General features: G+C 37.4%; 20 protein-coding genes. All 20 read right to left on the bottom strand.

Features of this window, described 5'->3' with window-relative positions; genetic code table 11:
- Window positions 1-6 precede the first annotated feature (6 nt).
- On the bottom strand, window positions 7-339 hold the full coding sequence (locus tag GL301_RS00370; protein ID WP_009912885.1) for a hypothetical protein: 333 nt from the start codon (window positions 337-339) through the stop codon (window positions 7-9).
- Window positions 340-1,041 (bottom strand): DUF5081 family protein, encoded by a 702-nt coding sequence (locus GL301_RS00365; RefSeq protein ID WP_010958662.1) that lies wholly within the window; start codon window positions 1,039-1,041, stop codon window positions 340-342. It abuts the gene before it with no gap.
- A complete protein-coding gene (locus tag GL301_RS00360; protein ID WP_003727546.1) occupies window positions 1,038-1,337 on the bottom strand; it encodes a WXG100 family type VII secretion target in 300 nt (99 codons plus the stop codon). Before GL301_RS00360 ends, GL301_RS00365 begins: the two co-directional genes overlap by 4 nt.
- A complete protein-coding gene (locus tag GL301_RS00355; protein ID WP_003727547.1) occupies window positions 1,330-1,725 on the bottom strand; it encodes a hypothetical protein in 396 nt (131 codons plus the stop codon). Before GL301_RS00355 ends, GL301_RS00360 begins: the two co-directional genes overlap by 8 nt.
- 19 nt (window positions 1,726-1,744) lie before the next feature.
- Window positions 1,745-6,241: a type VII secretion protein EssC gene (gene essC / locus GL301_RS00350; protein WP_014929141.1), complete on the bottom strand. Its 4,497-nt coding sequence runs from the start codon at window positions 6,239-6,241 to the stop codon at window positions 1,745-1,747.
- Window positions 6,242-6,254: 13 nt separating this feature from the next.
- Window positions 6,255-7,451 (bottom strand): type VII secretion protein EssB, encoded by a 1,197-nt coding sequence (gene essB, locus GL301_RS00345; RefSeq protein WP_003724888.1) that lies wholly within the window; start codon window positions 7,449-7,451, stop codon window positions 6,255-6,257.
- A gap of 21 nt (window positions 7,452-7,472) precedes the next feature.
- The gene (locus GL301_RS00340) at window positions 7,473-7,724 is read right to left on the bottom strand and encodes an EsaB/YukD family protein (RefSeq protein ID WP_003721683.1); all 252 of its coding nucleotides are present in this window, start codon (window positions 7,722-7,724) and stop codon (window positions 7,473-7,475) included.
- Between the two features lie 17 nt (window positions 7,725-7,741).
- The gene (essA, locus tag GL301_RS00335) at window positions 7,742-8,257 is read right to left on the bottom strand and encodes a type VII secretion protein EssA (protein ID WP_003724887.1); all 516 of its coding nucleotides are present in this window, start codon (window positions 8,255-8,257) and stop codon (window positions 7,742-7,744) included.
- Window positions 8,247-11,453: a type VII secretion protein EsaA gene (esaA, locus tag GL301_RS00330; RefSeq protein ID WP_010958660.1), complete on the bottom strand. Its 3,207-nt coding sequence runs from the start codon at window positions 11,451-11,453 to the stop codon at window positions 8,247-8,249. The genes essA and esaA overlap by 11 nt, the downstream gene beginning before the upstream one ends.
- 148 nt (window positions 11,454-11,601) lie before the next feature.
- The gene (locus tag GL301_RS00325; protein ID WP_003721680.1) at window positions 11,602-11,895 is read right to left on the bottom strand and encodes a WXG100 family type VII secretion target; all 294 of its coding nucleotides are present in this window, start codon (window positions 11,893-11,895) and stop codon (window positions 11,602-11,604) included.
- Window positions 11,896-12,197: 302 nt separating this feature from the next.
- A complete protein-coding gene (locus GL301_RS00320; protein ID WP_003724884.1) occupies window positions 12,198-13,490 on the bottom strand; it encodes an adenylosuccinate synthase in 1,293 nt (430 codons plus the stop codon).
- A 258-nt stretch (window positions 13,491-13,748) separates the two neighbouring features.
- Complete coding sequence (dnaB, locus tag GL301_RS00315; protein WP_003721677.1) at window positions 13,749-15,101, bottom strand: replicative DNA helicase; 1,353 nt, start codon at window positions 15,099-15,101, stop codon at window positions 13,749-13,751.
- Window positions 15,102-15,125: 24 nt separating this feature from the next.
- Window positions 15,126-15,572, bottom strand: a complete 447-nt coding sequence (gene rplI / locus GL301_RS00310; protein ID WP_003724881.1) for a 50S ribosomal protein L9 — start codon at window positions 15,570-15,572, stop codon at window positions 15,126-15,128.
- A gap of 2 nt (window positions 15,573-15,574) precedes the next feature.
- Window positions 15,575-17,548: a cyclic-di-AMP phosphodiesterase PdeA gene (gene pdeA, locus GL301_RS00305; protein ID WP_003721675.1), complete on the bottom strand. Its 1,974-nt coding sequence runs from the start codon at window positions 17,546-17,548 to the stop codon at window positions 15,575-15,577.
- 166 nt (window positions 17,549-17,714) lie between these two features.
- Complete coding sequence (locus tag GL301_RS00300; RefSeq protein WP_003721674.1) at window positions 17,715-18,443, bottom strand: LytR/AlgR family response regulator transcription factor; 729 nt, start codon at window positions 18,441-18,443, stop codon at window positions 17,715-17,717.
- 18 nt (window positions 18,444-18,461) lie between these two features.
- Window positions 18,462-19,757 (bottom strand): sensor histidine kinase, encoded by a 1,296-nt coding sequence (locus GL301_RS00295; protein WP_003721673.1) that lies wholly within the window; start codon window positions 19,755-19,757, stop codon window positions 18,462-18,464.
- A gap of 95 nt (window positions 19,758-19,852) precedes the next feature.
- Window positions 19,853-20,014, bottom strand: a complete 162-nt coding sequence (locus tag GL301_RS00290) for a cyclic lactone autoinducer peptide (protein ID WP_003721672.1) — start codon at window positions 20,012-20,014, stop codon at window positions 19,853-19,855.
- Entirely contained in the window at window positions 19,998-20,612 is a 615-nt protein-coding gene (locus GL301_RS00285) for an accessory gene regulator ArgB-like protein (RefSeq protein ID WP_003727551.1), read from the bottom strand. The genes GL301_RS00290 and GL301_RS00285 overlap by 17 nt, the downstream gene beginning before the upstream one ends.
- A gap of 256 nt (window positions 20,613-20,868) precedes the next feature.
- The gene (locus GL301_RS00280; RefSeq protein WP_003724879.1) at window positions 20,869-21,480 is read right to left on the bottom strand and encodes a PepSY domain-containing protein; all 612 of its coding nucleotides are present in this window, start codon (window positions 21,478-21,480) and stop codon (window positions 20,869-20,871) included.
- 152 nt (window positions 21,481-21,632) lie between these two features.
- Window positions 21,633-21,872, bottom strand: a complete 240-nt coding sequence (rpsR, locus tag GL301_RS00275; RefSeq protein WP_003721669.1) for a 30S ribosomal protein S18 — start codon at window positions 21,870-21,872, stop codon at window positions 21,633-21,635.
- Window positions 21,873-21,906: the final 34 nt, after the last annotated feature.

Genomic DNA, 21,906 nt, shown 5'->3' with positions numbered 1-21,906 from the left:
GCCTCCCTATACCTCTAAAGCTGCGATAATTTTTTCAGCAATATCTCTGTCTGCATCAACCATGGTTTGGAGTATATCAAACACAACAGAGGAAGCCATATTGTATTGATCTTGAAGTTCCATTACACGTTCATTCGCTTTAGGTACTTTATCCATTGCTTTTTTTGCTTTGCCTTTTGTTAAATACTTATTTGCTTTTAACTGATTTACTGCTGGCTTTATTACTCCTTCAAACTCATTAGCAATTGCTAGTAATTCCTTGGCAATATGAGTCATTTCATCTGGATTAATATCTATTGTAGAAGCGGCTCCTGCACCGCCCATCGTTTGTTGTGCCATCTATTTAGCCTCCTCATAAGGAAATTCAAGTTCATCAAACAATAATTTTAATAAAGCATACTGACTTCCACGGTAATAGGTATCGTTTACAACATCTATCATCATTAATTTGTCTTCCATCTCAAATGCCAAGTACTGTTTGTAATATTTAGCATTGTTTTTTTCTTTTGGTTCCTCATCCACATGAAAGAATTCCATACTAATAAAATTTTTCTCCGGATCAAAAGCAGTTGCTCGTTTACGCTCTTCATTAGTCAACTCTTCTTTTAGAAACTCAGTCTCTCTTTCACCAGGTTCTCTACGAATGAGCGGAAAGAAATCTTTTATCATTTCTAGCGCATAAATTTTATTCATTCGTTCAAATCGATATTCTTTTTGAGGGGTTATCTCAATCATTACAAGTAGTTCATTGGGTGTTTTTTCTGGAAAAGCAAACATCAACTGGTTCATACGCACATACTTTTTACTTTGATAATATTCAATTAAGGAATCAATCAAAAAGCCGCCGCCATCCGTTAGCTCGCCTGCATCATTTAAAATCCCTTTACCCTTGAGCCGGTCAAACCCTTCAGCAAAAACATCTTCTCCCTTTAATAAAAAAGTAAGCTTGTCAGGAACACCAAATAAGTGTTGCGCCTCGATTGGAGAAAGTAAAAGGTATAACTCAACAGGGGAAAATACGTCTATCGTTTCCACTGTCATAGTCTTTTCACATCCTTGGAGTATGAAGTATTCTCAAAATCCTCTACATAATCTTCTAAGGCAGTTAATGCTTTCTTTTGCTTTTTATAGTTTTTCTTCACATCGGCATGATACTTTTCAATTAATTCCATGAAGGTAAGGAAAGCGTCCCGCGATTTACCACTCCAAGATGCGCCTTCTACATAAGAAATAACTGATTTGCATTTTTTATGTGTTGATTCTAAGCTTTTTTCCACTATGGCAGCCGATTTTTTAGCTTCAGCAACTTTTGCGGCATCAATTTTCACATTACCCATTCTTTAGCCTCTCCTCTCGTTCTTTTTTCTCCTTCTCTTTCTTTGCTTGCTCTGCTTTTTCTTCTTTTATGGCCAATGCTTTATACTCTAAATATTTTCTATAAGCTGTATCAATGGCACTTTTCAAACTGGCACGTTTATCTTTTTCTTTATCTATATATTTTTCAAGCTGCTCTAAGACTTTCTCATTTTTTTCTACAAATGGATTTGCAGGAATACCTTTGCTCGGCATATCTGGCATTCCTTTTTTATACGCGCTCAAATCGCTTTTTACTTCTGCCATTTTTTCATCATGTTTTTTTAGGGCATCTTTTAGATAGTCATGTAGCTTGTCGTATTCATCTCGTTTTTTCTCAGTAGGTGTTTTCCAGAAATCTGTTAGACCCATCATTAACAGCTCCTTTCAATTATTGATTTGGTGCAATAAGTTTAATTTTTTCGTATTGACCTTGTTTAATGTAATACGCTTCATACGGCGCTAGCAGAGCTTCTTTATAGATGTTGTTTATGAGACTGAGAATATTTTGATCTGAAATCCGTCCAAGTAAGATACCGGTTTTTTGTTTTCGTAATTCACCAGAAATTTCATCTCGAGCTCTATATAGAATTCCTGTTTGGCTTCCGGAAACAAAGTAGATACCTAGTTTAGGTCCATTTTCAATTAGTCGGACAATATTTTTCCTAGCTTCCAGAGACATCTGTTCCGCAGCATAGATACTATCCGTTAGTAGTACATACATTGGGCGTAATTCTTCAACATACATTTTGAGTGTGATTTCTCCGTTCGATGCCCGTTGAATCTCCTTCCAACCATCTTCTCGAGCTTCGAGTACGCTAACCATTTGCGCTGAGGCACTATTCATGGTAGTTTCCTCGCCTGCGTATATATTTACGTTGTTTCTGTACTGTTGGAATCTGTTAGATGAATTGTCATATAGAGCAATATCCACTTCCATATTCTGACCAATTAGTTCAGTTAGCGAAACCATGGTTCTTTCCAAAACATCTGGATTATCTGTTAAAACTAGGGTGTTGCCATCTGTTTGCACATCTAAGTTGACTGGTAATACATCTTCAAAATCTACTGCTATTGGCGTTTTTCCTTCTGAAAGTGATTTTTGGACTTGTTTATTTTCTAGATATTCAAGCATATTGATTACTTCAGGTACCATTGGAATTGGCGCAGGTCGTGATCCGTTCCACTCGCTAAACATCGCTTCACTTTCCGCTTGGATTTTTTCAATAATTTCAAGTGTTCCATCTGCGCAAACTGGCAGTGCCGTTTGGAAAACAGTTGGCTCTTCTAATTTAACTAATCCGCGGCCCGGAAGTTCTTCAATGGTTAAATCGGTTTTTCCTACAATACTTCTTGATTCACCTGGTTCAATCATAAATAACGGTATTTGATGTTTTATACTTGCTAACATTTGTACGCGAATAGCATTTTGTCTAACTGCACTCATAACTAAATGAATTCCTACACTCGCTCCTTCACGAGCAATTTGAGCAATTAGTTTTTCAAATACATCTTTATAAGGGGCTTCTCCAACAGAATCAAATGCATCTATAACGAGTAAAATTGCTGGAACTTCTTCCTTACTTGCTTTTTCATACATTGAAATATTCGCAACACCATATTTACTCAGTTTTTGCTTACGTTCTTTTAATTCTAGTGTTAAGCGACGAATAAGTTTTCCAATTTTAATTTCCTCATCTACCATAATCGTGTCAGCAACATGTGGTAATTTTTTCAAAGGTAGTAGCCCATTTGTTCCTAAATCTAGTAAATAAATATGCAATCTTTCAGAGTTATGCTGTCTTGCTAAGTCCATTGTTATTGTTTGTAAGAAAGTCGATTTACCGTAACCCGGACTAGAAAACACAGCTAAATGCCCATCTTTTGCCAAATTAATTGTTAATGGCTCTTGCGCTTGCATTTGTGGTATGTCTAAAAAGCCAATGGTAGCTTGAAGAGGTTGTTTCTCACCGCTCCATAGCTCTTCAGTATTTACTTGGTGCAATTCTGGTAAGAAAATTCGTTCCTCCAGAGGCGGCAACCAAGGTCTCGGCAACGCCTCAATCCCAGAAGCCTCCGTATACGCATGAATATGATCAATCACCGCATCAAGTTCACTCGGCAACTTAGTCAAATCATCCTTCTTATCTAATCCGCTCAAATCCTCTGTCAAAATATCATACTGACCTAAATCATTAATCGCATAAATCGTCGTATCAATATAATCCGTGCTTTCCTTATCTGGCACGTAATCCGCACCACTCCAAGCACTTTGGAACAGTTCGTAAATTTCGTTATTACCAACTTGCAAGTACGAACGGCCTGGTAGTGTGATTTCTGCTGCGTCTGGTGTTTTCAAAATTTCGTTTGAATCGCTGGCGTTTTGTACTTTGAGGGCTAGTTTGAATTTGGAGTTGGACCAGATTTGGTCATCCACGACGCCACTTGGTTTTTGGGTTGCTAGGATTAAATGGATTCCGAGTGAACGCCCGATACGTGCTGTCGAAACAAGTTCTTTCATGAATTCTGGTTGTTCTGATTTCAACTCGGCGAACTCATCTGAAATAAGGAATAAATGCGGCATTGGTTCGGTCGCTTTTCCTTGTTTGTATAGTTTTTGGTATTGGTTGATGTGGTTAACATCGTGCTCGCCAAATAACCGTTGCCTTTTCTGCAATTCGGCTTTGATGGAAGCTAGTGCACGCATGGATTGCGCGCCGTCCAAGTTTGTAATTGTTCCCAGTAAATGTGGCATATTTTTAAATAAGTTCGCCATACCGCCGCCCTTATAGTCAATCAGCAAGAACGCGACTTCATATGGGTGGAAATTGACGCCAAGTGAGATAATGTAAGACTGAATGATTTCTGATTTACCAGAACCAGTTGTTCCGGCTACCAAACCATGCGGCCCGTGCGCTTTTTCATGTAAATTCAGTTGAACGATATCGTCTTTTCCGCGCAAGCCAAGTGGTACAGCAAGGCTCTTATACGTTTCATTTTTCGCCCAGCGTCCAGCAATGTTTAACTCTTCGACGCGCTCTACACCGTACATTTCAAGAAAAGTAACGGATTCTGGGATCGAGTTTTTCAAGTTTTGAAGATGGTTTAGCGGCGCAAGAGCCCGGCTGATTACTTCTTTGTCAAAATCTGCTGGCAAATGATCCGGCACGAACGCTCGGTTTACAAGGTCGCCTTGTTCCAAAATAATGTTCCCGCTCTTCGCATCACGAATATCCACGACCGTTTTCACGTGTTCTGGCAAGCTCTCCATTACGTCCTGTACGAACACTAAAGAAACACCTAGTTCGCTTGGATCTTCATTGAAGAATTCCATAACCGTGTGATCGAGTACTAATTTTTCGTCGGTAATTAAAACCACATAATGTGGCGTAAAGTATAATTTTTCCTGTTTGCTCGCTTGTTCGGTGAGCGCTTGTTTACGCTCTTTTAAAATTTGATAAAGCGAGTTCAACACTTGGTCGCGCGAACGTTCATGGTAAACAAAACCACGCACATTCACATCACGCATATTCGCATGCGGTAACCAGCGCATCCAGTCCCAATCCGCCTTCTCTTCTTCTGGGAAAATCGTAATAAATTGCAAATCATAATAACTATGGAAAAGGGATGTTTGCATTACTAACATTTGCAGTTGTTCTAATACTAAACGGCGTGGCCCGATATACCCCACTGGTCCGTGCATTAAATCTGTCGCAACTGGCACTTCATTGATTGATAAATACTGTCCTTTGATTTTCACAGCTTCTTCTACAAGTTCGTCTTTTTCTTGGCTGAACTCTTCCTGTTGGAATTCGACGAAAAAGCTACTTGCTTCGTCGCCGCGACCAACTCGGAAAGTCAAGAAATCATGATGGAACATTGTTTTTTCGTAAATACGCGAATCCACACGTAGCGCCATTTTTTCTAGTTCAGTTACGTCTGGATAGTGATAGGTTAAAGCGTGACGCTGTTTTTCGCTTGTTTCGTGCAATTCTTTCGTTTTTCGTTTTAAATACAAATCGTAGCTTTCCACGCGTTGTTTGGAATCGATTTTGTATTTTTTACGTGATTTTATGTAGTTAAGAATCGCCATTGTGATTGTCACTGCTGACATTGCGATTGTCATAATAATATAAAGTCCACGTGGTTGGAAAATGGAAATCATGACCGTAATTGCCACCATGATAAGGGGTGGTAAAATAATTTTAATTAAGCCATCTGTTGGTTTTGAGGGTTTACTTGACGGTTTCGCCATGCTGATTTTTTCTTCTGGCGCACGGTAAATAATCCGCGGTGAACGGTGGTAATCCGGATAATCTTCCCCGAACGAATTGTCCGCAGCAAATAAAGGCGCTAATTTGCTCGTCACGCGATTTTTCACAGCTAGCACACTAATATCTTCTTTTCCGATTGTAATCGTCACACCGTCCGTATAGAGCTGATCACCCGGTTCTAGAACGCAGTCTTCCGTTACTAGAGAAAAGTTATGATAAACTTCGCCATTTAATACTTGTAACTTAAACAGTTTTTCCTTTGCATCACGTAAAAGTATAAAATCTGATTTTGTATCATCTAATGTGACATCATTTTCTATTCCAACGCCAAATGTCACAGAAATATTCGTTACAACATCATAAACTTGTGTATGTAAATCTTGGCATAGATAGAATGCTAAGTTCTCTACATTTACAGCTTGATTCGCTTGGAGCGCTGTTGTTCCAGCATTCCAAGAGCCTTCATCGTATTTAACTTCAATCGCCTCAGCCAGTTCAGGATAAGTGATTTCGTGTTCGATTGTATTCCCAATTGTCACGACTTTTTCAGGAGACAAGTGGTTTTTATGACATTGCTGCCCGTTACTAACAATTAATAAAGCCTCTCTATTCATGGTCCATTCTCCCTTATTTTGCTTCTGTATTTGTTGTTTCATCTTCAGTTGTAGTTGATTCATTTACTTTTTCATCGTATTCTTTCAAGCTTTCTTCCAAAGTTTTTAGTTTTTCCACTTTTTCATCGCCGCTTAATGTTGTATCACTTTGTACCTGTTCAATTTGTTTTGTTAAACTGTACATCGCAAGCGTTGGGTCGTCTAAAAGTTTGGCAATATCAAGTGATTTACTAAATTCTCCGCGACCATTGTAAATCCAGTAAAGTAAGTTTTTGGCGTCAGATTTTAAGCTGATTGTATTCATAATGTTTTCTTTCTTTTTATCGCTCATTTTTTCGCCTTTAACATAGGAATAAGCTAATTCATATTGGACAGACTGCGGCATTTTTTCTGGATCCACATTTTCTAGACCTGTAATCACTTTATCGTAATCTGTTTTCAGGAAATTCTCGTTTGCTGTTAATAAATCATTTTGTAAAGGGACTTTAACGAAGGCAAAATAACTTACTGGAATTGCAAGTAAAATAGCGACGATAATGAAACCAACCGCCAACCCACGGAAAGTACTGTATTTTTTCTTCGGTACGCTTGCCATATTTTTTTGAACCGCCGCATGTTCTTTCACGTATGCTTCTTCTAAAATAGTAGCAATATCTTGCACCGTTTTTGCATCTAATATACTCTTCTCAAATTGCGTTCCTCTAGCCCCTGATAGCGAGCCATTGTACAAGTTTTCAAAAGAGAATTTCTTAGAAAACATCGCAATAACGAAACATTGATATTGTTTGAAAAAAGTTTCTTCTGTTAGTTCATAAGGCGGTAATATATTTTTAATGCCCCGATGAACAATACTTGGCACTAAGTTAATATCGAAAATCAGATTATCCGGGTGTAAAAAGAATGTATAGCGCGTGTTTAACAATTCGCCTAAATCCGCAATATTCCGCAGTGCGCGCAGTTTATCTTCACGTCCCATTTTTCGAACTTGTTCAAATCCATAAGTACGTTTCGCAATCTCATAAGAAATTGTATACGAATCGCTATCACTTGAGATTTTTGCAGGAGTAAAATGTGTCGCAGGTTTTTCTAATAGTTCTAGTTGTGCGAGTTCTTTAGCGCGTGTTTTTGATTTTGGAAACGTAATGCTCCAAACTAGATCCTCATAAGTAAAATCGTAAGTTGTTCCGTCCATTTCAATTGTCTTATTCATCGTTTTTATTCTCCTTTTTTTCTATAAAATTTCTAAGATGTCTCCGTCCGCAATTTGAAAATTAGTCAATTTGTCATCATCGCTTAGTAATATCGCTTTATTCGTTGTTTTTATCGTACATTTGGACAAATCTTTGTAATCGATTTTGAGCGTTTCTGCCAAATTGATAATTAATGCTTTGATTGGTTGATGCACCGGAATTCGCAAATCATACTTGCTTGCTCCCCAATTAGTGAAATCAACTGTCACATTCATATGTGTGTTTTTAGCCATTTAAAACTCCCCGCTTTCTATTCAAAAACATTGCGCGCAGCCACATAAATCCCGCCTGCTAAAGCTACAAGTGTTCCTGCAATTGCTCCACCAACTGTTTTTTGTTTTGTTTTTTTCGTTTCATCTTCTACTGTTGTTTCCGTAGTAGTAGGTGTTTCCGTGTTTACAGCTGTTGTCTCGTACTCGTCTGTAAACAACTTCTCTTTCGTTTTTTTCACTGTTTCACCAGATGTAGATTCCTCTTCAAAAAGTGAGTCTTTAATCCGGTCATATTCCGCTTTCTCTGCCGCTTTTTCTTTGGCGATTTTTTCGTCCATTTCGTCAGTAAAAAGTGGAATTCCGTTCTTATCGAGCTCCGTTTCCTCCATCTGTTCTAGTTCTTTTGTTTTTTCTTCTTCTGTTTTTTGAAGTCTATCTGTTTTGATGTCCATTTTCCCATTGTTTTCTAAATAGCTATCTGAATCCGCAGCGAGAACTCCCGGAGCAAAAGCAAAACAAAGTAACATAAGTAGTGCTGCTATTTTAAATTTCATCTGAATCGTCCTCCTCTACTTCTTCTTTAGAACGGTGCCAGACAAATAGGTTGAGACCAGTAAATAATAGAGCCGCCCCAATCAAACTGTATACGACAATAATGTAATCTTTCTGGGCACTTAAAATCCCATTCAATAAGTATTCCATGTATTGAAGTGGCGAGAACGTTCTGAACGTCGCGAAAATAGATTCATTATCAATGTTAAGTCCAACTGCATCCGTTAAGAATAGATACAAACTTAAAACGAGTAAAATAATCGACATCCCAATCATGTTGAACTGACGTAATAAATATGAAAAAGCAGTAACTAACGTCATCATAATTAGAACGCAGACACCTATCCATAGGAACATCCCAATTTCTCCAACTTCAAAAATAAATCCTGAAATGGCGCCTATTATGAGCCCCTCAATAATCCCAACACAAATCGCTAGGAAAGTAATTGGAATATTTTTAAAGACAAGCGACATTTCTTTCTCAAATTCATTTAATTGTTCACGTTTTTTCTCTTGGTGTGAAATAACGTAGCTAGTGAAAATTGCCAGAATCGTACAAATCAAAATCATGAAGTATGGCATTGATTTGTCACCCGCAACAATAGTCCCAGCATTCATCTTATCGACCGGACTACTTAAGAAACTATATAGATTTTCATTTTGTCGATCACCAACACGGCTATTTTCCATAACCTTAGCGAAATTTTTCTGGAACGTTTCGTCGTCTTCCAATTTTTCGCTTAAATCATCGGATAGTGTAGATGCTTCTTTTACTAAAGTTTCTCCGCTTTGTTGAATATTTTTGGCTTCCTTATCAATCGCATCAAAAGTTTTGTACACGACTTCCGCTGACTTCAAATTACCTTCAGAAGTACCAGCTAACGATTCACTTTCCGCTAAAAGCCCGGCAAACTCGGAGCTTAATTGCAGTGCCATCGTGGCTTCTTCGCCAGATTTTTCTAAAACAACGCCATTTTCTTCTATTAAACCTTTACTTGCCTCTCGCCAAGATTCTAGGTTTTGCAACGTTAACGCTAGATTTGTATTTAAATTAATAGCTTCTTGCGTCGTTTCGTTTAATCTATTTGTTACGTCTTCTGATCTGGAATTGGCCTCAGCCATTGTATTTTTGTAGTCATCAATTCGCTTCTCAAAAGCTTTGATTTTTTTCGTATAATCTGCCACAAACCGATCTGTAGTAAGATTTACAAAGCTACCAATCACATCTTCTTTATTAAAAATATAATAATACGAGGATGCTTTCGCAGAATTTTCTAATGTCACTTGATAATTACTAAAATCCGGTATTTGTCCAGAATCACTCGCATCAATTCCGTAATATAAATCAAATAATGCTTGTAGTTTATAGTAATCTTTTACTGTATTAGTAATTGCTTTTACAGAACTCTTCGTCTCATTCAAATATGTTGGTGCAGTGACCTTAATCGGTACAGGTTCTTTTCTAACTATTAATGAAGTATCCGGGGTAGTAGGATCAAGCTCTGATGGAATTGTTGGCATTTCACTATATTCTTTTTTCTCATATTGCTGCAGTGTAGCATTCCAATTTACAGCACCAATTAATGGAACATTCACACCTTCTCGCAACTTCGCTTTTCCGGTGATTTTAATCTCTGCCGGTGTACTTCCAAGCGCCTGTATACTAAGCTTTATGCCATTTTCTCCGTATGCGGTTTGTTGAACTAACTCTGGATTACTGCTTCCATTAACCAAACAATCAACATCTGAAAAAGTGAAATTTTCATCTAAAGTTAGAATTATTTCTGTTGGATAATCGCTACCTTCCACCGTATAGGAACTGCTTTCTAGCGTGACCCCTTCGGATTTCAATCGATTAATCGTATCGCTTTTCAGTGTGTCAGTTGGTAGAGTTTTGGGATCAGTCGTAAAGCTAAAACCTTCGCCAAAAGCACTGCGATGGTTACTATAATATTCCTTAGAGAGCGTTACAACATTTTTGTACATCTCTTCATCAAGCCCAATCGACGCTAATTGATCCGCACTATATGTTGGTAATGATTGTATTTCCTTAACAATCATTTTGTTAAAGCCAGCATTAATATCTTCTCCGGTCAAATCTTTAAGCCCAATTTCATTCAACTTATCCGAGTACTCGTTTTCTCGTAAAATACGCAACAAGTCATTATAAACAGCCGTCCGAAAATCATTTTCGAGCGTTCCCATAATCTCGGCATCCACCGCATCAATCCGTGCATTGGTTTCAGCTATATAGCTCTGTAAGGCCTGTGTTTGTGATAACAATGAATTACTATCTTCTAAAATTTGAAATTCTGAAGTCATTTTCGCATTGGCTTGTTCTAAAGCGGCCGTTTGCATTCGAATATCTTCTGCTGATAAAGTGCCATCAAATTTTGACAAGTTTTCTGTGAATTCTGCCCCAAAAGGAGCATTTTCCTCTTGTGTTTTTGTATAAGCATCCATGTTTTTCATATGTTCTTCGTTTTCTTTTTGAGAGAGATTTAGGCTTTCCTCAAATTCTTTCATAATATCTTGGAAACCTTGGAAGCTCTCTTTAGAAGTTCCTGTGTAGTCTTGCACCGTTTTAAACTGTTTTGTGTAGCTGGATAACGGATTATTTACATCTTTGTTGTAGATAGCGTCATACTTTTTCTCTTCTTTAACTAGGGTTCCAATATTATCCTGCGCTTCTTGTAAAGTTGTTAAAATGCTTGCAAAATAAACATCAATAATCCGTGAATTGAAATCTTCCAATACAGAAGCTGCTGTTTTTTCGGCTTCCGCTTTTAAATCGCTATTTCCTACATCGTTAACTTTGTAGCTAATTGTCACTTTTTCCGGGGCGCTCGAAGTCATTGACATTGCTTTTTCAGAAAAGTCACTCGGGATAACGATCATCATATTGTATACATCTCGTTTCAAGCCACTTTCTGCAACTCCGCGGCTAACAACGTACCATTCATGCGTATCATCTTTTTCAATACTTTTAACAAATTGATTACCAAACTCTACTTGTTTACCTTGGAAGTTGTCTCCTTGGTCCTCATTTACAAGTGCGATAGTCATCTTGTGTGTTTTTTCACTATTATTTTTAGACTCCTTATTCGAACTTTGATTCAAAGCCAAATAAGTAATTCCTGCCGAAAGAAAAATCGCCAAGACTAAAAAGAGTAAAATACTCCATTTTACTTTCTTCATTCATGTCCCACTCCCGCTGTGTCTTTTTTATATAAATACCTTTTTAGGCATAAGCTTTCTATGTTTAGAAAAAGCCATGCAAAAAACTGCATGGCTTTTCGTAAAGCATCCAACGATATTTGTATGTATGCCCCACTTTTTGTTGATTTTAGAATCCGAAGTTTTGAGAAAGTTGTTGATCGTGCTCTTCTACTGCGTTTGCTGTCTTCTCAAGTTGATCGTTAATTTGATCCATTAAGTTTGCGAATTCAGTTACTTTTGGTTTTAATTGTTCAAATTGATCATCAAAACGCATAAAAGCTTGACCTTCCCATTCGCTACGTAGTTGTTCTTGTAGTTGACTTAAACGACTTAGAATATCCTCAATATCCCGACCACTTTGACCGTAAGTTTTCGCGCGATCACGTAGTTCGCTTGGACTCATACGAATTTGACCTGACATTCACTTCATCTCCTCTTATTATCTATTGTGAATAAGATATCACTCTCAAATTATAACATGAATTCACAAAGTAAAATGTGACAAAAATACGAATAAAACTCCTATAAAGACTTGATAATAGGTCTTTTAAAAACAACATCACTATACAAAAAGATGCCTTTTTCACAAACACCTTCCCCTTTTGTTAACTTTTTCAATTTTTCGGATAAAAAATTGTATACTTTTCCAGAATCACTATTATTTTTATACAGCAAAAAAGCCCATCCAAGAATACACCTTAGATGGGCTTGATATTTATTTTATTAAGCTAAACGCCAAACGCTTTTAATGACATGTGTTTGAGCGCGATCAGGGCCTACAGAGAACATAGAAACCTGCACACCAGTTAGCTGTGCAATACGCTCCATGTAATGGCGGCAGTTCACCGGAAGATCATCGAGTGATGTAACTCCAGTAATATCTTCCGTCCAGCCTGGAAGTTCTTCATATACAGGTTCGCAACGAGCTAGATCTTTCAGACTTGCCGGGAACTCTGTAATTGTTTTTCCGTCTAATTTGTAAGCTACGCAGATTTTAAGTGTTTCAATTCCTGTCAAAACATCCAGTAGTGTTAACGATAAATCTGTTAAGCCACTAACACGACGCGCATGGCGAACCACTACACTGTCAAACCAACCTACACGGCGCGGACGACCAGTCGTTGTACCATACTCATGACCAACCTCACGGATAGTGTCCCCAATAGTATCGAATAATTCTGTTGGGAAAGGACCATCACCAACACGTGTTGTATAAGCTTTCGCCACACCAACAACATGATTGATTTTTGAAGGACCTACGCCACTACCGATAGTTACGCCACCAGCAATCGGGTTACTTGAAGTTACAAATGGATATGTTCCTTGATCAATATCAAGCATAACCCCTTGCGCACCTTCAAATAATACACGTTTACCATCATCTAATGCGTCATTTAAAACAACAGATGTATCGCAAACATATTCTTTAAATTGTTGACCATAGTCATAATATTCTTCTAAAATATCTTCTAGTTTAAAGCCTTCTAGTTCGTAAAAACGTTCTAATAAACGGTTTTTCTCGCCAAGATTATGCTCTAATTTCTCTTTAAATGTTTCTTTATCTAATAAATCAATAATACGAATACCTACACGCGCTGCTTTATCCATGTAAGCTGGGCCAATACCTTTTTTCGTTGTACCGATTTTGTTTGCGCCCTTACGTTCTTCGTCAGCTTCATCAATACGAATGTGATATGGTAAAATAATGTGCGCACGGTTAGAAATACGCAAATTAGAAGTATCCACGCCTTTGTCATGAAGATATTTTAATTCCTCCACTAAAGCTTTTGGATCCACAACCATACCGTTACCAATGACACTAATTTTTTCTTTGTAAAAGATACCTGATGGAATTAAGTGTAATTTGTACGTTACGCCATCAAACTTAATTGTATGGCCTGCATTGTTCCCACCTTGATATCTAGCAATCGCTTCTGCATTTTCGGAAAGAAAATCTGTAATCTTCCCTTTTCCTTCATCGCCCCACTGTGTTCCTACTACAACAACTGAAGACATTTAAACACCTCATTTAATTGGTCTTTGATAGCTATGCGTTTTTCATAGCCTCTTCATTTTCCACTATACATTGTACCGTTTGCCACTAAAATAGTCAATGGATTTACGAACATTGATTTGTAAGGTAATTTTATCGTTCGCTTTTTTAATCTTTTTACGGGAATTTCAAAGTCCATTAATAGTAATACGTTACCTTTTTGCATAAAATAAAAACCTTGCGAACTCCAAATCTAATTTGAATTTCACAAGGTTTCCTCATTAAGCCATTGCGTCGTCGTACCGCACTTCTAAATTCACAAACTTATTGTATTCTTTTACAAAGGCTAGTTTCACGTCACCAACTGGACCATTACGTTGTTTCGCAATAATAATCTCAATCGTGCCATCATTTTCACCTTCCCGGTCATAGTAATCTTCCCGGTATAAAAAGGCTACGATATCGGCATCTTGCTCAATCGAACCAGATTCACGAATATCTGACATCATTGGGCGTTTATCTTGACGTTGCTCTACACTACGAGATAACTGCGAAAGTGCAATTACTGGCACTTCAAGTTCTCGCGCCAAAGCTTTTAACGACCGAGAAATTTCAGAAACTTCTTGTTGTCTATTTTCGCCACCACGACCGCTCCCTGCAATCAGTTGCAAGTAATCAATCACAATCATACCAAGACCAGTTTCTTGTTTTAAACGGCGACATTTGGAACGAATTTCATTCACCCGAACACCCGGCGTATCATCAATATATATCCCCGAATTAGAAAGTGTACCCATCGCGATTGTCAGCTTTTGCCAATCATCGCTCGTTAAAGCACCCGTCCGTAAATTCTGCGCATTAATATTTCCTTCCGCACAAAGCATCCGCATAACAAGTTGTTCCGCACCCATTTCCAAACTAAAAATGGCCACATTCTCGTCGGTTTTCGTTGCAACATTTTGCGCAATGTTTAGGGCGAATGCTGTTTTACCAACAGAAGGACGCGCGGCAACAATAATTAAATCATTCCGCTGAAATCCAGCTGTCATTTTATCCAGCTCGTTAAATCCAGTTGGAATCCCAGTAATATCACCTTTGCGATTATGCAAAATTTCAATATCATCATAAGTTTTAACTAGGACATCTTTAATATTCTTGAATGCACCAACATTTTTACGTTGCGAAACTTCCAAGATACTCTTTTCCGCTTCGTCCATAAGCATATCGAGCTCGTCTTCGCGCGAATATCCATCTGTTGCAATTTGGGTAGCAGTTCTAATTAAACGTCTTAGAAGCGCCTTGTCCTCGATAATATGGGCATAGTATTCCAAGTTAGCCGCAGTCGGTACAGCACCGGATAATTCCGTCAAATAAGGCAAACCGCCCGCATCTTCTAAATTACCCTTGGCAGCAAGCGCCTCATATACTGTTAAAACATCGACAGCCTTCCCGTGGTCGTTCAAATCAAGCATCGTTTCGAAAATGATTTGGTGACCAGTTCGATAAAAATCATCCGGCATTAAAATTTCAGAAGCGGTAATCAGCGCATTCGGCTCAAGAAATATCGCGCCCAGTACAGCTTGTTCGGCTTCAATATTTTGTGGTGGTGTTCTGTCCTGGAAATTATTATCCACTGTCTTACGCTCCCTTAAGAAAAATTATTCTTCACTCACATGTACATCAAGTGTTGCCGTTACTTCATGGTGCAACTTCACCGGCACCTTCGTATGCCCTAAAGCTCGAATTGCCTCTGGTAGATCCATTTTACGTTTATCTATTTTAATACCATGTGTTTTTTCAAGCGTTTGAGCAATTTGTTTAGATGTAATAGAACCAAACAATCTGCCGCCTTCACCAGACTTCGCTTTTAATTCCACTGTTAAATTTTCCATTTTTTCTTTCAAAGCTTTTGCTTCAGCTAGTTCTTCAGCAGCTAATTTATCTTCTTTTTTCTTTTGCGCTGAAAGAGTGCTTAAAGCCGCATTATTAGCCTCAACTGCGTAACCATTTTTAATTAAAAAATTGTTTGCATAACCATCAGCAACATTTTTAGTTTCACCTTTTTTACCTTTACCTTTTACGTCTTTCAAGAAAATAACTTTCATAATTATGTTTCTCCCTTCCAATACGCATCAATGGCGCTAATTAATTGTTTTTCTGCTTCTGCAATTGTAACATCTTTAAGCTGTGTGGCTGCATTCGATAAATGTCCGCCACCGCCTAGTTTTTCCATAATGACTTGCACATTGATTTGACCAAGCGATCTCGCGCTAATCCCGATTAATTTATCCGGACGTAGCGTAATAACAAAGGATGCCTGCACGCCTTCCATCGAAAGCATCGTATCTGCCGCCTGCGCAGCTATAACTGTGCCAAATTCCTCGTCTTCATGTCCAGTCGCAATCGCCATACCATCATGATAAATTTCAAGCGACTCAACTAAACGACTCCGCTGAGTAAAAGTAGTAATATCTTCCTTCAAAAATTGCTGAACCAAAATCGTGTCCGCACCAAGCGACCGTAAATAGCTCGCCGCATCGAACGTTCGCGACCCAGTCCGTAGCGTAAAGTTCTTCGTATCAACCACAATCCCGGAAAGAAGCGCCGTTGCCTCGATTTTCCCAACCTGCTCTAAATCCGGTTGATACTCAAACAGCTCCGTAATCAATTCGGCAGTAGATGACGCATATGGTTCGATATAAACAAGCACCGGGCTTCCAACAAATTCCTCTGAACGACGATGGTGATCGACAACCACCACATTCGTAGCCGAGTCAAGCAATTCCTTATTAATAACCATCGAAGGTTTGTGCGTATCAACAACCACAAGCAAACTCTTCTCCGTGATATTTTCTAGCGCGACTTGCGGTGTAACTATATTTTTAATCACATTTGGATATTCTTCAATTTCATTCATTAATCGCTTCACATCTGGACTCATTTTGCCAGGTTCCACGACCACATAAGCATTCCGATCATTCATCTCCGCAATCCGCATCACTCCAAGACTCGAACCAATTACGTCCATATCCGGATAGCGGTGCCCCATAACAAAAACTTGGTCACTTTGCGTAATCAACTCTTGCAAGGCTTGCGAGATAACACGTGCGCGAACACGAGTCCGTTTTTCCATCGGATTTGTTTTCCCGCCATAAAAACGCACTTTTCCTTCAGGTTGCTTAATTACGACCTGATCTCCGCCACGCCCTAAAGCAAGGTCCAGACTAGACTGTGCCAAATCGGCCAGCTGAATCAAATCATCTTCCTTATAACCAATCCCAATACTAAGCGTTAATGGAATATTTTGCTTCGACGTCCGTTCGCGAATCCGGTCCAAGATTTGAAACTTCTCTTCCTCCAACCGCTTCAACATTTCCTCCGTCAAAAAGGCCATAAAGCGGTCTGTCGAAATCCGTTTCAAATAAATACGATGTTCTCTGGCCCAGTTAGTCAACATCGACGTCACCAAATTATTTAAAGCACTGCGACGTCTATCATCCATGCCCTGCGCCCATTCATCATAATTATCTAAGAAAATAACCGCAAAAACAGATTTATTCGCCTGAAACTTCTTATTTAAATCATAATATTCTGTTCGGTCATATAAATACAAAATCCGTTCCTTACGCTTTACTATCGTATCAAAGCGGTGATCACGCCAAGCAATCGACATAATCCCCTTCTCATCATTCCCAGTAATAACGTCCAAAAATTCAGGTCCTACTTCTTCCAAAGATTCCCCAATTAGCTCTGCCTTATCAAAGTATTTCGACATAAACGGGTTAACCCATTCGATTTTGTAATGTTCATCATACAGAAGTATTCCCATCGGCATCTCAACAAGCGCTTCTTCTTCACTACGCTTAATCCGATACGTTAAATTAGAAACATATAGTTGCACATCTTCATTCAAGCGATATTCAAAATAAAACATCGCAACCGTAAGAATAATTCCGCCAACAACAACTAACGCCGATAGCCACCACGAAAAAAAGAACGTGATTACGCTCAAAATAATTGTCGCTGCAATCAGACCGTATAGTGGATATTTAAGCATTCGTTTTTGAAAATAGCCTGACATTTCATCCAGCTCCCCATTTTTTTACATACCTTTTGTCTGAATTTGAGTATCTATATCATAACATAAACTTAACTAACAATTCATCACTATTATTTTACCTATATTTACCCATTTCATCAAATCCAAACTTGCCACTGTACAAAAAAAGCGACCTTTAAGGCCACTTTTATAAACTCAAGCTTTTAATTAATTTCGATGATGCGTAACAATTTTCACCGTTAGACATCTTCACCACACCTTTTGTCGTATCCAGCTCATGAATATTTTTCTTATTCACAATATACGACCTGTGGCACCGATAAAATGATTCGTCCAACATTTTCTCGATATTCTTCAACTTACCATAAAATTCCACTTGGCGATTTTTGCCATGTAAAATTACTTTATGAATAGTTGGGGCTGTTTCAAAAAATAAGATATCGTCTAAAAGTTCATGAATAATCTTCTTATCCGACACTTTAAACGTAAAATACTTCTGCATATCTTGATCATTGGAAATCCGTTCTTCTGCTTGCTTCATACAGGCAAGTACCCGGTCATGCAGCAAATCAATATCGTCTTTAATAATGTAATCAAGCGCTTCCACCTTATACGTGAAAGTCATATAACTTAACTCCGCATGTGTTGTAATAAAAATAATGAAACCACGCGGATCAAACTTCCGAATTTCCTGAGCTAATTCAAAACCATTCATGTCCGGCTGCCCTAAATCAATATCTAAAAAATAAAGCCCCATACCTTGATGTGTAGGCATTCGTGATACTAACTCAAACGGATCTCCTGTTGAAAGTTCTAACTTCATATCAAAATGTTCAACCATAATATAGTCTTCAATATATTTCGTTAACCTTTCTCGCTGCATTCTGTTATCTTCACAAATAAAAACCGGTAGCATAAATTCATCCCCATTCTTCTACATAATTTCTAATTCTTGAATAACTTCTCTATCGGTCACTTTCGTATCTAAGGCAACGTGCGAATATTTCTTCATAATTTCCCGCAAACTAGCAAGGCCTAATCCACGACCCTCTCCTTTTGTAGAGAAACCTTCTTCAAATATTTTATAAATCGGTGGCATATTTACTGGTAAACTATTCGCAAATACAATAATTATACTATCACCTTTTTTCACAAAAGCGATTCGTATAACTGGATTTTCACAAGTTAGCGCCGCTTCAACCGCATTATCTAGCAAAATCCCGACAACTTTGCACAAATCTATGCTATCCATCGAAATCTTATCAATCGGTTCAACTACTTCTAAAATTGCATCAATTTTCAACTCTTGAGCTCGTATTAATTTAACAGCTAGCAAACCCTTTAGTTCAATCACATGAATATTTTGAAGCAAAGAAATCTTATAGTTGTTAGATTCAATTGTTTTATTTATAGGTACAATATTATTTTCAAAGTAATACTTCAAACCCGGCATATCATTATTATCAATATATCCAACAAGTGTTGACAGGATATTCACATAATCATGACGAAAAACGCGCATTTCTCTATGCAGGGACTCTAATGTAGTAACATAATCCTGTAACTGTTCTAGCTGCTCCTTCTGATTCTGTACTTTAAGTTCGTTGGTTGCTGTATTAATAACAACCGTCACTATAACTATTAACAAAATGGTGTACCCTGTAAAAATAAGGGTATTAATCTTCAAAACTGATCCATCGAATCCCGCTATTGATCCCGCATAAATGTTCATATAGAATGCTAAGACAGTAAGAGCAACGATAGAAAAAATAATATATGCATATTTTCTATGTTCTACAAATCTAGAAATATTAACTTTTTCAATCAATTTTCTAAGAAGAAACGAAAATACCAACAAATTCGCCAACATTCCCGCACAATAAATTAACGTTGGTAACAGTTCATTAAATATCTCATCATATTTAAAGTTCAAGCCCGGTACTAAAATAAAACCTACTATAGAATCACTAATAGTAAGTAAAATAATAACCACAAGCGTAATAGAAGCTGAAACTACTACATTTTTATTTTTCCAATATAAGGCACTTACAAAAACAATCAATACAAAAATCATCGACCAGTATTGAACTAATGTAAATAAAGGGAAGGCTAGCATAGCAATTGCTATAGTAACCAATCCCTCTTTAATTGAAAAAACTTTGTTTGTTAAAATCTGGATTGCAATAAAAATACCCGTTATCTGTATAATTGCCATCAAAATACTAAACATATTAATCCTCCACTGTCTAAAATATCTATGTTTAAATATGTAAGTTTGCCTTCTTTTTATTTTAGCATGAATTTTGATGTTATACAGTTTTAAATTTATTTATTTTCGTTTTTCTCTTGCATTTTCACAAATGGACTTTTTGGTTCGTATACAAACATGAAACAAGCTTTACTCATAGAAGAATCCGCAACTTTCATGGATTGTTCTTCTAGTTTTCTAGAAAGGAATTTACCAACTGATTTATTCATATTTTTCATAGTTCCGATACCTCCTTTTCAATAGTTTGTAAGTAAGTGGATTAATACTTATCACCTGAAACAAAGATCCTACCATGATTAATGTTTTCATCTCTGCGAATGGTATTAGCAACGCAATTCCCGTTAAAATTAGCGTCCCTATCATCGCTTTTCTTTTTAGTGTTTTCCGGTGTTCTTCACCGATTAAAGGCAAACTTTCTGTGTCTGCCGGAGCGAATAGAAACATGTTGAGCAGTATAAATCCAAATGTACCTAAAACAATCCAATTATTAGAGGGGATATTTTGAAAAACAAATGGCGCAAGCACAAACATCATCAAGCTAATTAACGTGCAATTCAATGTTTTGGTTGCATGTAATCCAAAAGAATACCGTCTGAGCCATAAATATGACAGATGTACTGTCACTGTTTGCAGTAATAACCCTGTTACTAAGGCAATACCGTATACGAGAGCAAACTTCATGACATTAATTAGGATTATTTCCAGTCCATATTTTACTTTTAAATAACCTTCTTCATCATCTTTCCAGCGGTCTTTCGAAATCAGCACATCCGCCATTCTTTCTGACAAAGGGACTTTTGCAGTAAAATTACTCAACTAATTCACCTCCACTAATATTTTACAACGAATTTACCCATAATAACCAAAAATGTAATGAAATGTCCGATTCTTGTCATGAACGACCAAAAAAGAGCAAAATTGCCGATTTTTTGGATACATTTCAGAATATTCAATCGTGTAAAAAGGACTGTATGATAGGTTTAAAAACCCATATTAATATTTTATTTAAGTAAGTTTATTCATTAAAAAAGCCAACTGTAAAAGAATGTTCACAGTTGGCTTTTCCATTTTATTAATCGTCTTGTTCCGTTTGAAGAATTTCTAAAGTTTTTGCATTTAGTTTGATTTCGTATTTGTTATTATCTTGTTTTACTGTCACTTCATAATAAGTTGTATCTAATTCTCTTTCTATTTTCCAACTTGTTACGTCACCAGCTTGTTCAGAAACAGCCTTATCCATGGCTTCTTTTGGTGATTTAATTCCATCTAAGCTAAGTTTTTCGTTTTCTTTTTCAACTCCACCTGCATCTTCTCGGTCAAGTCGATCTGTTTCATCACTTAGTTGTTCTTTTGTTTCAGCATTGAATTTCATTTCGTATTCATTATCATTTGAAATCCCATCAACTTTATAGACATATTTTCCCAAGCTTTTCTCTAATTCAACGCTAGATATTTCTGCATCACTATGTTTGTCTTTGAATGCGTTAATCGCGTCTTCATAACTCATATCGAAGCTTTTGTTTTGCAAGCTATCTGATGAACTTTCATTATTACTGCTTTTGCTACTAGTAGTTTCATTGCTGCTATTATTTGATGATGTATCCTTATCATCATTAAAACTACATGCTGATAATGCTCCTACTAATAATACCGTCATCCCTACTGTTGCTAATTTTCTATACATAATTGTTTCCCCCTGTGCATTTTTTTACTTCTATATAAGAATAACATGAATAAATAGCATTAACTTCCTTCTTAGGTCCTAGGTTCACATGATCCAAGGTCTAATTTATGAAAAAACAGTCTAGAAATGAATTCTAGACTGTTAAAATTAATTTATTTTTCTTCAGCAACAAATGGTAGTAATGCCATTTGGCGTGAGCGTTTGATAGCAACAGTAAGTTTACGTTGATATTTAGCGCTTGTTCCAGTTACACGACGAGGTAAAATTTTACCACGTTCGGAAACGAATTTTTTAAGAAGTTCTACATCTTTATAGTCGATATGCGTAATACCATTGGAAGTAAAGTAACATACTTTTTTCCGACGGCGTCCGCCTCTGCGTCCTCCAGCCATTGAAAGTTCCTCCTATCTTAAAGTTCAAACCGCT

The sequence above is a fragment of the Listeria sp. LM90SB2 genome (assembly GCF_028867355.1).
Taxonomy (GTDB): Bacteria; Bacillota; Bacilli; order Lactobacillales; family Listeriaceae; genus Listeria; species Listeria monocytogenes_B.
The sequence above is the reverse complement of the archived record's forward strand: the minus strand, read 5'-3'. Positions and strand labels throughout refer to the sequence as shown.

Excerpts from the sequence above, each read along its gene's own strand:
- GL301_RS00360 (WP_003727546.1), bottom strand. The coding sequence starts at position 1,337 with ATGGGTAATGTGAAAATTGATGCCGCAAAAGTTGCTGAAGCTAAAAAA.
- pdeA (WP_003721675.1), bottom strand. The coding sequence starts at position 17,548 with ATGTCAGGCTATTTTCAAAAACGAATGCTTAAATATCCACTATACGGT.
- GL301_RS00325 (WP_003721680.1), bottom strand. The coding sequence starts at position 11,895 with ATGTCAGGTCAAATTCGTATGAGTCCAAGCGAACTACGTGATCGCGCG.
- essA (WP_003724887.1), bottom strand. The coding sequence starts at position 8,257 with ATGAAATTTAAAATAGCAGCACTACTTATGTTACTTTGTTTTGCTTTT.
- GL301_RS00340 (WP_003721683.1), bottom strand. The coding sequence starts at position 7,724 with ATGGCTAAAAACACACATATGAATGTGACAGTTGATTTCACTAATTGG.
- rplI (WP_003724881.1), bottom strand. The coding sequence starts at position 15,572 with ATGAAAGTTATTTTCTTGAAAGACGTAAAAGGTAAAGGTAAAAAAGGT.
- essC (WP_014929141.1), bottom strand. The coding sequence starts at position 6,241 with ATGAATAGAGAGGCTTTATTAATTGTTAGTAACGGGCAGCAATGTCAT.
- GL301_RS00355 (WP_003727547.1), bottom strand. The coding sequence starts at position 1,725 with ATGGGTCTAACAGATTTCTGGAAAACACCTACTGAGAAAAAACGAGAT.
- GL301_RS00320 (WP_003724884.1), bottom strand. The coding sequence starts at position 13,490 with ATGTCTTCAGTTGTTGTAGTAGGAACACAGTGGGGCGATGAAGGAAAA.
- GL301_RS00370 (WP_009912885.1), bottom strand. The coding sequence starts at position 339 with ATGGCACAACAAACGATGGGCGGTGCAGGAGCCGCTTCTACAATAGAT.
- GL301_RS00365 (WP_010958662.1), bottom strand. The coding sequence starts at position 1,041 with ATGACAGTGGAAACGATAGACGTATTTTCCCCTGTTGAGTTATACCTT.
- GL301_RS00300 (WP_003721674.1), bottom strand. The coding sequence starts at position 18,443 with ATGCTACCGGTTTTTATTTGTGAAGATAACAGAATGCAGCGAGAAAGG.
- GL301_RS00290 (WP_003721672.1), bottom strand. The coding sequence starts at position 20,014 with ATGAAAAATATGAATAAATCAGTTGGTAAATTCCTTTCTAGAAAACTA.
- essB (WP_003724888.1), bottom strand. The coding sequence starts at position 7,451 with ATGAATAAGACAATTGAAATGGACGGAACAACTTACGATTTTACTTAT.
- GL301_RS00280 (WP_003724879.1), bottom strand. The coding sequence starts at position 21,480 with ATGTATAGAAAATTAGCAACAGTAGGGATGACGGTATTATTAGTAGGA.
- rpsR (WP_003721669.1), bottom strand. The coding sequence starts at position 21,872 with ATGGCTGGAGGACGCAGAGGCGGACGCCGTCGGAAAAAAGTATGTTAC.
- esaA (WP_010958660.1), bottom strand. The coding sequence starts at position 11,453 with ATGAAGAAAGTAAAATGGAGTATTTTACTCTTTTTAGTCTTGGCGATT.
- GL301_RS00295 (WP_003721673.1), bottom strand. The coding sequence starts at position 19,757 with ATGTTTAGTATTTTGATGGCAATTATACAGATAACGGGTATTTTTATT.